General features: G+C 42.3%; 8 protein-coding genes and 6 tRNA genes. 9 read left to right on the forward strand and 5 right to left on the reverse strand.

Annotated features, from left to right (window positions below):
• Positions 1-282: 282 nt before the first annotated feature.
• The 5 genes from K358_RS0115660 to K358_RS0115685 all read left to right on the forward strand — a co-directional run bounded on the left by K358_RS0115660 (position 283) and on the right by K358_RS0115685 (position 978).
• Positions 283-358, forward strand: a tRNA-Phe gene (locus K358_RS0115660).
• 185 nt (positions 359-543) lie between these two features.
• Positions 544-619, forward strand: a tRNA-Thr gene (locus K358_RS0115670).
• Between the two features lie 39 nt (positions 620-658).
• A tRNA-Asn gene (locus K358_RS0115675) sits at positions 659-734 on the forward strand.
• A gap of 54 nt (positions 735-788) precedes the next feature.
• Positions 789-864 (forward strand) — tRNA-Thr (locus K358_RS0115680).
• Between the two features lie 38 nt (positions 865-902).
• Positions 903-978: transfer RNA gene (locus tag K358_RS0115685), tRNA-Asn, on the forward strand.
• A 165-nt stretch (positions 979-1,143) separates the two neighbouring features.
• On the opposite strand, the gene K358_RS0115690 is transcribed toward K358_RS0115685, so the two are convergent.
• The 3 genes from K358_RS0115690 to K358_RS0115705 all read right to left on the reverse strand — a co-directional run bounded on the left by K358_RS0115690 (position 1,144) and on the right by K358_RS0115705 (position 5,433).
• The gene (locus tag K358_RS0115690) at positions 1,144-2,574 is read right to left on the reverse strand and encodes an NAD-dependent succinate-semialdehyde dehydrogenase (RefSeq protein WP_027697702.1); all 1,431 of its coding nucleotides are present in this window, start codon (positions 2,572-2,574) and stop codon (positions 1,144-1,146) included.
• 222 nt (positions 2,575-2,796) lie between these two features.
• The gene (locus K358_RS0115695; RefSeq protein WP_027697703.1) at positions 2,797-4,305 is read right to left on the reverse strand and encodes a DUF3360 domain-containing protein; all 1,509 of its coding nucleotides are present in this window, start codon (positions 4,303-4,305) and stop codon (positions 2,797-2,799) included.
• A gap of 1,043 nt (positions 4,306-5,348) precedes the next feature.
• Positions 5,349-5,433 (reverse strand) — tRNA-Leu (locus tag K358_RS0115705).
• 200 nt (positions 5,434-5,633) lie between these two features.
• On the opposite strand from K358_RS0115705, the gene K358_RS0115710 reads away from it, so the two are divergent.
• Positions 5,634-6,107: an RDD family protein gene (locus tag K358_RS0115710; RefSeq protein ID WP_027697705.1), complete on the forward strand. Its 474-nt coding sequence runs from the start codon at positions 5,634-5,636 to the stop codon at positions 6,105-6,107.
• 68 nt (positions 6,108-6,175) lie between these two features.
• Here the strand turns inward: K358_RS0115710 and lptG are convergent, their stop codons facing one another.
• Both lptG and lptF read right to left on the reverse strand, forming a co-directional pair.
• Entirely contained in the window at positions 6,176-7,249 is a 1,074-nt protein-coding gene (lptG, locus tag K358_RS0115715) for an LPS export ABC transporter permease LptG (RefSeq protein WP_027697706.1), read from the reverse strand.
• The gene (lptF, locus tag K358_RS0115720; protein ID WP_027697707.1) at positions 7,242-8,348 is read right to left on the reverse strand and encodes an LPS export ABC transporter permease LptF; all 1,107 of its coding nucleotides are present in this window, start codon (positions 8,346-8,348) and stop codon (positions 7,242-7,244) included. The genes lptG and lptF overlap by 8 nt, the downstream gene beginning before the upstream one ends.
• Before the next feature lie 241 nt (positions 8,349-8,589).
• On the opposite strand from lptF, the gene pepA reads away from it, so the two are divergent.
• The 3 genes from pepA to K358_RS0115735 all read left to right on the forward strand — a co-directional run bounded on the left by pepA (position 8,590) and on the right by K358_RS0115735 (position 13,646).
• A complete protein-coding gene (gene pepA / locus K358_RS0115725) occupies positions 8,590-10,104 on the forward strand; it encodes a leucyl aminopeptidase (RefSeq protein ID WP_027697708.1) in 1,515 nt (504 codons plus the stop codon).
• Between the two features lie 95 nt (positions 10,105-10,199).
• Positions 10,200-10,676, forward strand: coding sequence for a DNA polymerase III subunit chi (locus K358_RS0115730; protein WP_027697709.1), 477 nt, complete (start codon positions 10,200-10,202; stop codon positions 10,674-10,676).
• 111 nt (positions 10,677-10,787) lie between these two features.
• The gene (locus K358_RS0115735) at positions 10,788-13,646 is read left to right on the forward strand and encodes a valine--tRNA ligase (protein ID WP_027697710.1); all 2,859 of its coding nucleotides are present in this window, start codon (positions 10,788-10,790) and stop codon (positions 13,644-13,646) included.
• Positions 13,647-13,706 lie beyond the last annotated feature (60 nt).

Consider the following 13,706-nt stretch of genomic DNA (forward strand, 5'->3'; position numbering starts at 1 on the left):
TGTATTCGAGCTATCATGTATTCGATGATAATGACTCACTTAGCTTATATTTTCGGCATTCAGCACGATGAATTGAACTCAAGTTAAACTTATACCCAAGCTACTCTTATTCTCATTCGCTTTCACGTCAGTAATCACCCACAAATAAACCGCAAAATTTGAGAAAAAAACGTCCTATTGTGTGGAGAAACACGCAATGGCGACTATAAATTACTCAAACGAACATTTTTTTATATTTTACTGTTGACGTTAGTCACGAAAAACCGTTTAATACCCCCCGTCGCCCGGATAGCTCAGTCGGTAGAGCAGAGGATTGAAAATCCTCGTGTCGGTGGTTCGATTCCGCCTCCGGGCACCACTATTTATAGCTTGGTGTCTTGATAAAGTAGACGTCAAATTGAAAAATACAGTGTGCCGACTTAGCTCAGTAGGTAGAGCAACTGACTTGTAATCAGTAGGTCACCAGTTCGATTCTTGCAAGGGGAGCCAATTTAAATTGTTTGAATCAAGCATTCAGATAATTAGAAGCAATAAATACAGTGCGCCGACTTAGCTCAGTAGGTAGAGCAACTGACTTGTAATCAGTAGGTCACCAGTTCGATTCCGGTAGTCGGCACCATTTTTCTAGCTTAACCACTAGAAATGAAAAAAGAATAATTCCCCTTTAGTTCAGTTGGTAGAACGGCGGACTGTTAATCCGTATGTCGCAAGTTCAAGTCTTGCAAGGGGAGCCAATTTAAATTGTTTGAATCAAGCATTCAGATAATTAGAAGCAATAAATACAGTGCGCCGACTTAGCTCAGTAGGTAGAGCAACTGACTTGTAATCAGTAGGTCACCAGTTCGATTCCGGTAGTCGGCACCATTTTCTAGCTTAACCACTAGAGATGAAAAAAGAATAATTCCCCTTTAGTTCAGTTGGTAGAACGGCGGACTGTTAATCCGTATGTCGCAAGTTCAAGTCTTGCAAGGGGAGCCACTTTAAAAAAACCTCATCATCTGATGAGGTTTTTTTTCGTTTATAGAACTCCGAAACTCGGAAAACTAAAAACGAGAACAGGGGGCGGAGACGCTACTCTCAGGAGCCGAGGAGAAGTAGCGCTCTTCCTAGAAACTAGGAACTAGAAACCTTTACCCTGCTTCATTATCGATCTAACCCACCAATACACACGTATTTCGTCTCTAGGTATTCTTCCAAACCTTCTTTGGCCCCTTCTCGACCATTACCCGATTGTTTCATACCACCAAACGGCGCAACTTCCGTCGAAATAATGCCTTCATTGACTCCTACCATACCGTACTCGAGATTATGCGCGACACGCCAAATGCGGTTCATATCTTGACTATAAAAATAAGCGGCTAAGCCGTAGATAGTATCATTGGCCATCGCAATCATTTTATCTTCTTCAGAAAAACGAATGATCGGTAATACTGGGCCAAAGATCTCACCTTGAACTAATGGTCTATCGTGCTCAACATCCACCAACACAGTTGGCGCTATAAAGTTGCCTTTTAGTGATTGCTCTTTATTTATTTGTCTTGCTCCGCGACCTTTCGCTTCTTCAATCAAATCAGAAACTCTTTGCTTCGCCTCTTTTGAGATAAGCGGACCAATATCGGTTGACTCATCAAGCCCGTTACCGACTTTAAGTTTATCGACTTCCGCCACCAGTTTTTCAATAAATTCATCATAAGCCGCATCTTGCACATAAAAACGATTGGCACAAACGCACGTTTGCCCAGCATTGCGAAACTTACTGGCAATCGCCCCTTTAACCGCACTATCAATATCCGCATCATCGAACACGATAAATGGCGCATTGCCACCGAGTTCCATTGAGGTACGTTTAATGGTTGAAGCACACTGCATTTGTAATTTACGCCCCACGAGAGTCGATCCAGTAAACGAAAACTTACGAACAGAAGGGTGATAGGTGAACACCTCCCCTACATCATGTGCATTTTCGCCCACAACCATGCGTAGAACGTCTTTAGGGATGCCTGCTTGATATGCCAACTCAGTGACCGCAAATGCCGTCAGAGGCGTTGATTCAGACGGTTTACAGATAAAGCTACAACCAGCGGCCAGTGCCGGCGCCGCTTTACGGGTGATCATGGCTAATGGGAAGTTCCAAGGGGTAATTGCTGCCGCCACACCAATCGCTTGTTTTACCGTTAAAATGGTTTTGTCATTACTCGCCGATGGAATGGTATTACCGTAAGCGCGACGCCCTTCTTCAGCAAACCATTCAATAAAAGAGGCTCCGTAACGCACCTCACCTAACGCTTCTTTTAATGGCTTACCACCTTCTAAAGTGATCAACATGGCAAGATCATCTTCATTTTGTAAAATCAATTGATGCCATTTCTTCATGAGCTGACAGCGTTCAGCAACCGGCTTTTTCTGCCAGGCTTTTTGCCCTGCTTCCATATCAGCAACATCATGCTCAATTCTCGCCTGGCAAGAAACCGGCACAGTGGCGAGCAAACTATTATCAAATGGATTGAATACTTGCTGTCCTTTGCCATCCGTTAACACCGAGGCAAGGAGTGTTTGATTTTTTAATTGCTTCATATTCATCCCTTTTTTGTTTTTAATACATTCAGTTTAGCTGAAATTAAATCGATAAGACGCTTTCATAATGCGCTCAATAAAAAAGCCAAGCTCAATTTAGATTGAATTTGGCTTTATTGTGCATCAAATGGTTAGTATCGATGATGATTAATGGTTGTAATTATCATGGCCGTTTATTAATTGAAAAAAATGCTCAAACATTCAAGAGCTACTATTCAAAGGTTAACGAAAACTTGGGATAATTGCCGGTATCCCTGGTAAAAGCCCAACCAGCGCCATTACACCACTTAGTACAATAAACATCGCTCCAGGCAACACCCAACGGCTCATTTTACTAAGTTGACCGCTACGTTCTTTACAACCTACTAAGCCTAAATTATCTAACAACATGGTGAGAGACCAACCAAATGCTGGATTAACAACCACTGAAGAAAATACAACAATCGCTGCCGATTGTGTGGTTTTCCCTTCACGCGTCATTTCCATTCCAGCTTCTAGCAATGGAACAAATACCCCAACAATTAACGCAACACAAAGAACAGGTTGCCATATAGCTAAATCCATTGGGTAACCCCAAACAGCCGCTATAATACAAAATAGAGCCGTCAGTAAAGCACCAGCAGGGATTGGACGTTTAGCAATAGCGGCCGGTACGATATAGGTCCCCCATGAGGAAGCAAAATTAGTACCACCAACCAAAGAGCCGAACGTTTGACGGATTGAGGCCGTGGTCATGGTATCGTCAATATTCATTTGTACTTTTTCTGTACGTTCTGGATAACTGATCTTTTGAAATACTTGATGGCCTAAAAAGTCTGGCGACCACATAGCCACTGCTAAAATAGCAAAGGGCAATACCACCATAAAATGTTCAATCGTAGGCAAACCTAGCATCCAGCCGGTATCTTCCCCCCACCAATACATAGGATTCATATTGGGTAAACCTGGCTCGGTTTGGAAAGAAAACGGGGCACCCATTGCAAAAGCTAAAATACCACCCAGCAAGCAACTAAGAGGAACGGCTAGCCAACGTTTACGAAAATGTTCCAATAAAGCATATAAAATAATGGTGCAAAAGATCACGACAAAAGCAATATGACTCATACCTATTGCCTCAGCCCAAGCGAACAGCTTTTTAACTTGAGAAGCGGTTCCAACAAAGCCAAGGTAGAGCAATAACCCCCCACACACACCTTTACTAGTGAGATTTGCCAACATGCTGCCACCTTTACTGATGGCTAAGATTAAGCCAAAAGCGCCAATCAGCAACCCAAAAGCCATCGGGTGCCCGCCGGCTGCAACAACGATAGGAATTAAAGGAATTAGTGGGCCATGTGTACCCGCGAGATTAGCAGTCGGCAATAAAAAACCAGAGAAAATAATAATGAAAACTGATGCTATGAGTAATTCATAACGAACATTTTCTAAAATAAAACTTTCATTTAATCCTAGAGCTCCGGCAAAAGTTGCTGCAATGGCTCCCACCATAACAACTTTGCCAATGGTAGCCGCCATAGCTGGGATGGTATCTTCTATCTCAAATCGATAATCTTTAAATGGCAAATTAGGACGCCAGCGTTTAGGCGCCATGATTTGTAATTCGTGTTCTAAATATTCTTCTCGGGAATCAAATTCCGACCTTGGTTTATGTTGCTGTTCATAAGTGAGTTGATCCTCATTGGCTTGAGGCTTATCTGTTCGTATATGTTCGGACTCTAAAGTACTGCTCATTTTGATTCCTTTCGCTCACATATCTAAGATGTTTTATTCCAACAACCGTTATTTACTCACGGTACGAAAATTTAGCAGAGTAGTCATCTATATATTCCCTTCTAAAAACAACCCGACAACACTAATATTATTTATACTTTAGATTATTATTAACCAGTGAAATCCATTCATAAAAAAAAGAATATTAAATAACCATAAATATGGTCGTTATTTTTATAAACATCTTTAAGATCACTATTAAATAAAAATAACAAATCAACCTACAACTAAAAATCATAATTGAAGTTCAGTCGTTAGTACCTTATACCAAACGAAAAAAAACAAAAAGTCTCAGATAGTTAGACATTAGTCGTAGAGTGCTGTTACTAGTATAAAAAACGGTAGATAATATTTGTAATATTGTTAATTTCAGGGGTAATAAATTAATACCTAACAAAAAAAACAGTTCAATGATAAAGACATAAAGAACATTCATCAGATAGAAAGCGATACAATGAGCTTAAAGCCGCTTTATAGCGGTTTAGTGTCGCTGGTGCTATTTCTTTAGATAGTTTTTTTTAATTCAGTTCTTACTTGTTGGCGTGTCATTTTTCCGACTGGTGTGTCCTTAAAGGTATTTAGCCAAAAATTAAGCCGTTGGATTTTGCTCGTATCTTTGCCATTATCCTGATCAATAAACTGTTTAACAGCATCAGAAAACTTCCAAGTAATAAGAGTGTGATTTGTTAGTGAGTACGCAAAACTTTCGTAAGCCATTATATTGGCTACGAACTTTTGAGCATCTTTTTTTAACTTGAATGATTTAGAAACACGCTTCCTATCTCACATAAACTCAACACGGTAAGAAACGCTTTTTTACCCTTACGGGTTTGAATGATAACCATGAAATACCCCTTTCCGCCAAATTACGCCAAATACGCAACCGCAAAAACGGGAAAACAAAACAAATTGACTCTTTCCACCAGCTAAAATCTTCCGACCAAAAAAGATAAAATCCTGATACAACAAAGCCCCAGCGTTAACTGAGGCTCTGCCATTAAATCTGGTAGCGGTGGGCGGACTTGAACCGCCACGCCCGAAGGCAACGGATTTTGAATCCGTCGTGTATACCAATTTCACCACACCGCCAAATTGTCACTCAATTAGCCTATAACGCTAAGGAGTGATTGGAATTATACGTATGGAAGGCATCGGCGCAAGTGTTAAATTTTCAAAATGGTTTAATCGCTGATATTTTCACCATTAATGTTAGTTAGATACAAGTTTCAACTTTAAATGTCTCATACAAATGGCTATTCTGCTGACACCTTTTATAAATTAGATCGCTTATGAATTCTCAAGTACACACCAAGCCTGCTGGTTTTTTACGTCGTTTGGCGGCGATATTTTATGATGCTCTGATTATTATTGCGGTGGAAATGATCGCGGTAGGTATTGTGATTGCTACCATGGAGGCCCTTTTATCTCAAGGAATCATCAACTACGGCTCTTATCTTGATGTTAGTGATTTACTTAATCACCACCCTGTTTGGAGTATCTTGTTTCATGGTTATGTGGTGTTTGTTTGGATAGGCTTTTTAAGCTTCTTCTGGATGAAAGGACAAACTCTCGGTATGCGAGCTTGGAAGTTAAGAGTGCAAAATAAAGATGGCAGCAATATCCGTTTTTCTCAATCTTTAATTCGAGCCGCTACATCTCTATTTGGGCTGGGTAATATCACCGTATTATTTGATTCTGAAAAAAGAGCCCTGCAAGATATGTGGTCAAAATGCCAAGTAGTTCACCTACCAAAAGCAGTTTAAACTCATATTTGAACAACATTAAAAAGGGATGCACTTGGCATCCCTTGTTTAGTTTGGCTGTGTCATTGTTAGGCTTTTCGCCTCATCAGCATCACGGCGACCATTAAGAAGATCACACTCGGAGCGAGTGCGCCTATTATCGGTGGTGTGCCATATACTAAGCTCATAGGGCCAAAGACTTCACTGGAAATGTAGAAAGTAAAGCCGGCAATAACACCCGACAAAATTCTCGCCCCCATGGTCACACTACGCAGCGGACCAAAGACAAACGATAGTGCCATCAACATCATCACTGCAATCGATAATGGTTGGAATGCCTTACGCCAAAAGGCTAATTCATAGCGAGATGGATCTTGCTCTGAGTCTCTCAAGTAAGTCACGTAGCTGTATAAACCGGTTAACGATAACTCTTCAGGCTTAACCGTTACTACCGCGAGCTTGTCCGGCGTTAATGTCGTTTGCCATTCATAATTTGACTCTTTCACTTTACTGATCTGAACGTCATCTTTCATCTTAGTAATTTGAACATCTTTCATCATCCAGCGATTATCGTCTTCGTAACGAACAGTTTGAGACACCAGAATATCATTGAGTTTTTTCTCTTGATCAAACTGCCAGATAGTCACGCCCTTCAATTCATCTTCGCCATTTACTCGACCAATATAAATGAAGTTATTACCATCACGCGCCCAAACACCATCTCGAACTGAAACAATATCACCACCCGCAATCGCCATGGCACGAGAGTCTCGCGCTAGTTTTTGTGCTTGTGGTGAGCCCCATTCACCAAGGATCATCACCATTAACATCAACGGCACTGCGGTTTTCAATACTGAAACACCAATATTCAGTTTAGAGAAACCCGATGCCTGCATAACCACAAGTTCAGAACTGGCGGCTAGCATACCTAAACCAATCAAAGCGCCAAGTAATGCAGCCATGGGGAAAAACATTTCAATATCACGAGGAATACTTAATACTACAAAGTACAAAGCTTCCATTAAATCATAAGTCCCACGACCTACTTTACGTAACTGCTCGACATATTTAATGATGGCAGATAAACCCACCAAGGTCGCGAGACACAAAGATGACGTGGCAATAATGGTTCGGCCAATATACCAATCAAGAATTTTAAACACGGCTCAACTTCCTTCTTCTCAATTTATCTTTGAGTCCACGAACAAATAAGCTATCTAAACTATTGAGAATAATCCCGGCAATCAGCAAGCAAGCATTAATCGACCACATTCCCAATGCTGACGGCACACTACCATCTTCGATAGCCGATTTCATGGCACTGATCGCTAAGAAGTAAGCTAAATAAATCAATACTGCAGGACCTAGTTTGGCAAAGCGCCCTTGTCTTGGGTTAACCGCCGATAAAGGCACCACGACTAAAGTGAGCAACGGGATACAAACAATTAAACTCAATCGCCATTGCAACTCAGCTTTTGCTTCTAAGTCATTTATACCGATAAGATCTTTGGTTGGAATGGCTTCCCATTTACGCTTTTTCTTTTGTACATCGCGTTGACCAATTAACGCTGAGTATTCGTCATAATCGGTATTACGGTAATCTAAAGAGTTAGGAATGCCCTCATAACGAACACCATCTTTCAGGGTTAACATTTGACGGCCATCGGGAAATTCTTGCACCACACCTGAGTTAGCAAACATTACGCTTGGACGAATCGAGTCTCTTGGTTGTGCTTGAGCCACAAATACATTAGTCAGTTTTTTATCTTTAATATCATCAACAAATACCACTGCGCTGCCATCTGGTGCAGGTTGAAACTGGCCTTTTTTAAGCAAATCAATACTACTGGTTGCTGTTACCTTCTCAAGCAATTGCGTTACCTTTTCCTGACTCCAAGGTGAAAGGTATAAAGAGTTAAATGCGGCAATAGCACCAGTGATAACGGCAAGGTACAAAGCAGCATGCACCAAAAACTTATTACCAATCCCGGTAGCGTTCATTACCGTGATTTCACTTTCAGCGTACAGGCGGCCAAAAGTCAGTAAGATACCAACATATAAGCTCAATGGCAGCATTAATAGCCCCATTGCTGGCATATTAAGGCCAACAATCGATACAATCATGCTGGCGGGAATATCCCCATCAGACGCATCAGCTAATACACTGATAAATTTTTGGCTCAAAAACACGAGAAAAAGCACAAAGAAGACGGCGAACTGGCTTTTGAGTGTCTCGCGGATCAAATATCTAACAATAATCACGCAGCATTACCTATACAAAACTTGTTTTTTTGACGGAATCACTATAGTTTTCCGATGAGTCTATTATTTTTAATGTTTTTTAACTATATTAATCTTTAAATGTCGAGTTAATTGTTACTCGATTTACTATTTCTAACTAAATCTTGTGTCGCTTAATTCTAGAACAGTTTGCTCAATGGCAACGAAGAATAAGCATTATCCAACATTTAGTTCTATTTGTCTTTAGGATGTAGGAGTACGCATGGAGTTCAGTGTAAAAAGTGGCAGCCCAGAAAAACAACGCAGCGCTTGTATAGTCGTTGGTGTGTTTGAGCCACGTCGCCTTTCTCCTGTCGCCGAGCAACTAGATAAAATCAGCGACGGCTATATTAGTTCATTATTACGTCGAGGTGATCTCGAAGGTAAACCAGGCCAAATGCTGCTATTGCACCAAGTACCGGGTATGTTATCTGAACGTGTTCTACTGGTTGGCTGTGGTAAAGAACGTGAACTAGGTGAACGTCAATACAAAGATATTATCCAAAAAACCATCAGCACTTTGAACGACACTGGCTCAATGGAGGCAGTATGCTTCTTAACGGAGCTCCATGTCAAAGGTCGTGATACTTATTGGAAAGTTCGCCAAGCAGTTGAATCAACAAAAGATAGCCTTTACACCTTTAATCAGTTTAAGAGCAATAAACCAGAAACTCGTCGTCCTCTACGTAAATTAGTGTTTAACGTACCGACTCGTCGCGAGCTTAACCTAGGCGAAAAAGCGATTGCTCATGGTTTAGCTGTTTCATCAGGTGTTAAAGCATCGAAAGATCTTGGTAATATGCCACCAAATGTTGCCAACCCAGCTTATCTTGCTTCTCAAGCACGTCGTCTAGCCGATGATTTCGAGACCATCACCACCAAAATCATTGGTGAAGAAGAGATGGAAAAACTCGGCATGCACTCTTACCTAGCGGTCGGTCGCGGCTCGCGTAATGAATCTATGATGTCCATCATCAACTATAAAGGTAACCCCGATCCTGAAGCGAAGCCGATTGTGCTAGTGGGTAAAGGTTTAACTTTTGATTCAGGCGGTATTTCATTAAAGCCAGGCGAAGCCATGGATGAAATGAAATACGACATGTGTGGCGCAGCCTCTGTCTTTGGCACCATGAAAGCTCTCGCGAAACTTAACTTACCAATTAACGTGGTTGCTGTGTTAGCCGGCTGTGAAAATATGCCTGGTAGTAACGCTTATCGTCCTGGTGATATCTTGACTACTATGTCAGGCCAAACGGTTGAAGTATTAAATACCGATGCAGAAGGTCGTTTAGTGCTTTGTGATGCGCTGACTTATGTTGAGCGCTTCGATCCTGATTGCGTAATTGATGTTGCAACCTTAACCGGCGCTTGTGTTATTGCACTAGGTCATCACATCAGTGGAGTAGTTGCTAACCATAATCCGCTGTCGCATGAGATTGTCAACGCATCAGAGCAAGCCGGTGACCGCGCATGGCGTCTACCAATGGCTGATGAATACCAAGAGCAACTCAATAGCCCATTTGCTGATATGGCCAACATCGGTGGTCGCCCGGGTGGCACCATTACCGCTGGCTGTTTCTTATCTCGCTTTACCAAGAAATACAATTGGGCGCATCTTGATATTGCAGGCACAGCTTGGAAATCGGGCGCACAAAAAGGCTCAACCGGCCGACCAGTACCATTGTTGGTACAGTTCTTAGTGAACCGTGCATCAGGATCACAAATATTCGAAGAATAAGCACATTCAAATACGTTTATATTCGGCTAATAAAGAGTATAAAATTGGGGACCTTTACGGTCCCCTTTCATTTTTGACGAACATAAAATCCGCGTATGGCTATTGCAACTTTTTACATCATTGAACCAAACAGCTTACAAGATACGGCTAGTGGCCATATTGACTATGTGGTGTATTTAGCCAGCTATTTTGCTTCTCAAGGGGCAAAAGTGTACGTCAATGCACAAGATAAAAGCCAAGCAGAAGCAGTAGATGAAGCCTTTTGGCAAAAAGAACCTGAACAATTTCAATCGCATAACTTATCTGGGGAAGGTCCTCAATATGGAACTCCAATTGAAATAGGCTTTAGCCAAGTAAAGCCGCATCGCAACCGTCAATTAGTCATCAATATGGCGAATGATAATACAATTTTTGCTCAGACCTTTAGACAAGTGGTAGACTTCGTTCCTTGCGAAGAAAAACCAAAGCAACAAGCTCGAGAAAGGTATAAAATCTACCGACAAGCTGGCTTTGAAATGCAGACAATTAACATTAAAAACGTTACTCGTAGCTCGGAAAAGCAAAGCACGTAAATCGAGTAACTAATAAATCGAGCAGCGAAGCGCTCTAGCAACGAAAAAGCGCAGCGCTCTAGACTCGAAAAACATTATTTTTCACGCTCAACGTATCGATAAAAGAAGACTATGGAAAAGACATATAACCCAACATCAATTGAACAAGCGCTATACCAGCGTTGGGAAGAGGCTGGTTACTTCAAGCCTCATGGTGATACTTCAAAGCAAGCCTACAGCATTGTCATTCCACCGCCGAACGTCACCGGTAGTCTTCATATGGGCCACGCCTTCCAAGATACCATAATGGATACCTTGATCCGTTGTGAGCGTATGAAAGGCAAAAACACCCTTTGGCAAGTAGGTACCGACCATGCAGGTATCGCGACTCAAATGGTAGTTGAGCGTAAGATTGCAGCAGAAGAAGGCAAAACAAAACACGATTACGGTCGTGAAGCCTTTATCGATAAGATCTGGGATTGGAAAGCAGAATCTGGTGGCAACATCACTCGTCAGCTTCGTCGCCTTGGCGCTTCGGTTGATTGGGATCGTGAACGTTTTACTATGGACGATGGCCTATCTGATGCCACTCGTGAAGTGTTCGTACGTCTTTACGAAGATGACCTCATTTATCGCGGCAAACGCCTAGTAAACTGGGATCCAAAGCTGCACACCGCGATTTCTGATCTTGAAGTTGAAAACAAAGACAAAAAAGGTCACATGTGGCACTTCCGCTACCCATTAGCCGATGGCGTATTAACCGCGGAAGGTAAAGACTACATTGTGGTAGCAACCACTCGTCCTGAGACCGTACTAGGTGATACAGGTGTTGCGGTTAACCCAGAAGATCCTCGTTATAAAGATATCATTGGCAAAGAAATCATCTTGCCTATCGTTGATCGCCGTATTCCAATCGTTGCTGATGAACACGCTGACATGGAAAAAGGCACGGGTTGTGTGAAGATCACTCCTGCGCACGATTTCAATGACTATGAAGTGGGCAAACGCCACCAGCTTCCAATGATCAACATTTTAACGCTAAATGCTGATATCCGTGATGCTGCTGAAGTTTTCACTACGACTGGTGAACCATCAGATGTTTACAGCAGTGACATCCCTGCTCAATACCAAGGCATGGAACGTTTCGCTGCACGTAAAGCGCTCGTTGCAGAAATGGATTCCCTTGGCTTATTAGAAGAAGTTAAAGATCACGACCTAACCGTTCCTTACGGTGACCGTGGTGGCGTGGTTATCGAGCCAATGCTAACTGACCAATGGTATGTTCGTACTGCGCCTTTAGCTGCTCCAGCAGTAAAAGCGGTAGAAGATGGCGAAATTCAATTCGTACCTAAGCAATATGAAAACATGTACTTTGCATGGATGCGTGATGTACAAGACTGGTGTATCTCTCGCCAACTTTGGTGGGGCCATCGCATTCCAGCCTGGTATGACAACAGCGGCAACGTTTATGTCGGTCGTACTGAAGAAGAAGTGCGTGAGAAAAACAATCTCGATCCAGTGATCGTTCTACGCCAAGACGATGACGTATTAGATACCTGGTTCTCTTCAGCGCTTTGGACGTTCGGCACGATGGGCTGGCCGGAAAAAACCAAAGATCTTTCCACTTTCCACCCAACGGATGTATTGGTGTCTGGTTTTGACATCATCTTTTTCTGGGTTGCCCGTATGATCATGATGACCATGCACTTTGTGAAAGATGAAGATGGTAAAGCGCAAGTCCCATTCAAAACCGTTTACATGACTGGCCTTATCCGTGATGAAAACGGCGATAAGATGTCTAAGTCAAAAGGTAACGTACTTGACCCAATCGATATGATTGACGGTATTGATCTTGAATCTCTGGTTGAAAAACGTTGTGGCAACATGATGCAGCCTCAGCTTGCGAAGAAGATCGAGAAAAACACGCGTAAAACCTTTGAAAACGGCATCGAACCTTATGGTACTGATGCTCTACGTTTCACCCTAGCAGCTATGGCTTCAACTGGCCGTGACATCAACTGGGATATGAAACGTCTTGAAGGTTACCGTAACTTCTGTAACAAACTATGGAACGCAAGCCGTTACGTATTGATGAATACAGAAGAGCAAGATTGTGGTTTTGCTGAAGGTGCCGAGCTTGAATATTCTCTAGCAGACAAATGGATTGAATCTCAATTCGAAATCGCGGCTAAAGAGTTCAACGCACATATCGAAAACTTCCGTCTAGATATGGCAGCGAATACGCTATACGAATTCATCTGGAACCAATTCTGTGACTGGTACTTAGAGCTAACGAAGCCAGTATTATGGAAAGGCACTGAAGCAAAACAACGTGCTACTCGTCGTACTCTAATTACTGTACTAGAGAAAACATTGCGTCTTGCGCACCCTGTGATCCCATACATCACAGAGTCTATCTGGCAGAGCGTGAAACCGCTTGTTCCTGGCGTTGAAGGCGACACCATCATGACTCAGGCCATGCCTCAGTTTGATGAAAACAATTTCGACCAAAAAGCACTAGACGATATCGAGTGGGTAAAACAATTCATCACTTGTATCCGTAACCTACGTGCAGAATACGATATTGCGCCAAGCGTACCACTTTCTATCATGCTGAAAGCCGATTCGGTTGATGCTAAGCGTCTTGAAGATAACCTAGCTGTATTAAGCTCTCTAGGTAAACTGGAAGATGTGAAAGTATTAGCAGAAGGCGAAGAAACACCAGCATGTGCAACTTCACTGGTAGGCAAATCAACCATCATGATCCCTATGGCTGGTCTGATTGATAAAGATGCAGAACTTGCTCGCTTAGATAAGGAATCCGTTCGTATTCAAGGTGAAATCAAACGCATCGAAGGCAAGTTAAACAACCAAGGATTTGTCGCTAAAGCGCCAGAAGCCGTAGTTGCCGCAGAGCGCGCGAAACTTGAAGGTTACCAAGAAACTTTGGTTAAACTGGAAGAGCAAAAAGCGACGATTGCGGCGTTGTAAAGCTGCGATACTCGGTTTTCGGGCGCTACGCTGCTCGTAACTCGAAAAAGAACGATTAAA

Source organism: Vibrio litoralis DSM 17657 (genome assembly GCF_000426765.1).
GTDB lineage: Bacteria > Pseudomonadota > Gammaproteobacteria > Enterobacterales > Vibrionaceae > Vibrio > Vibrio litoralis.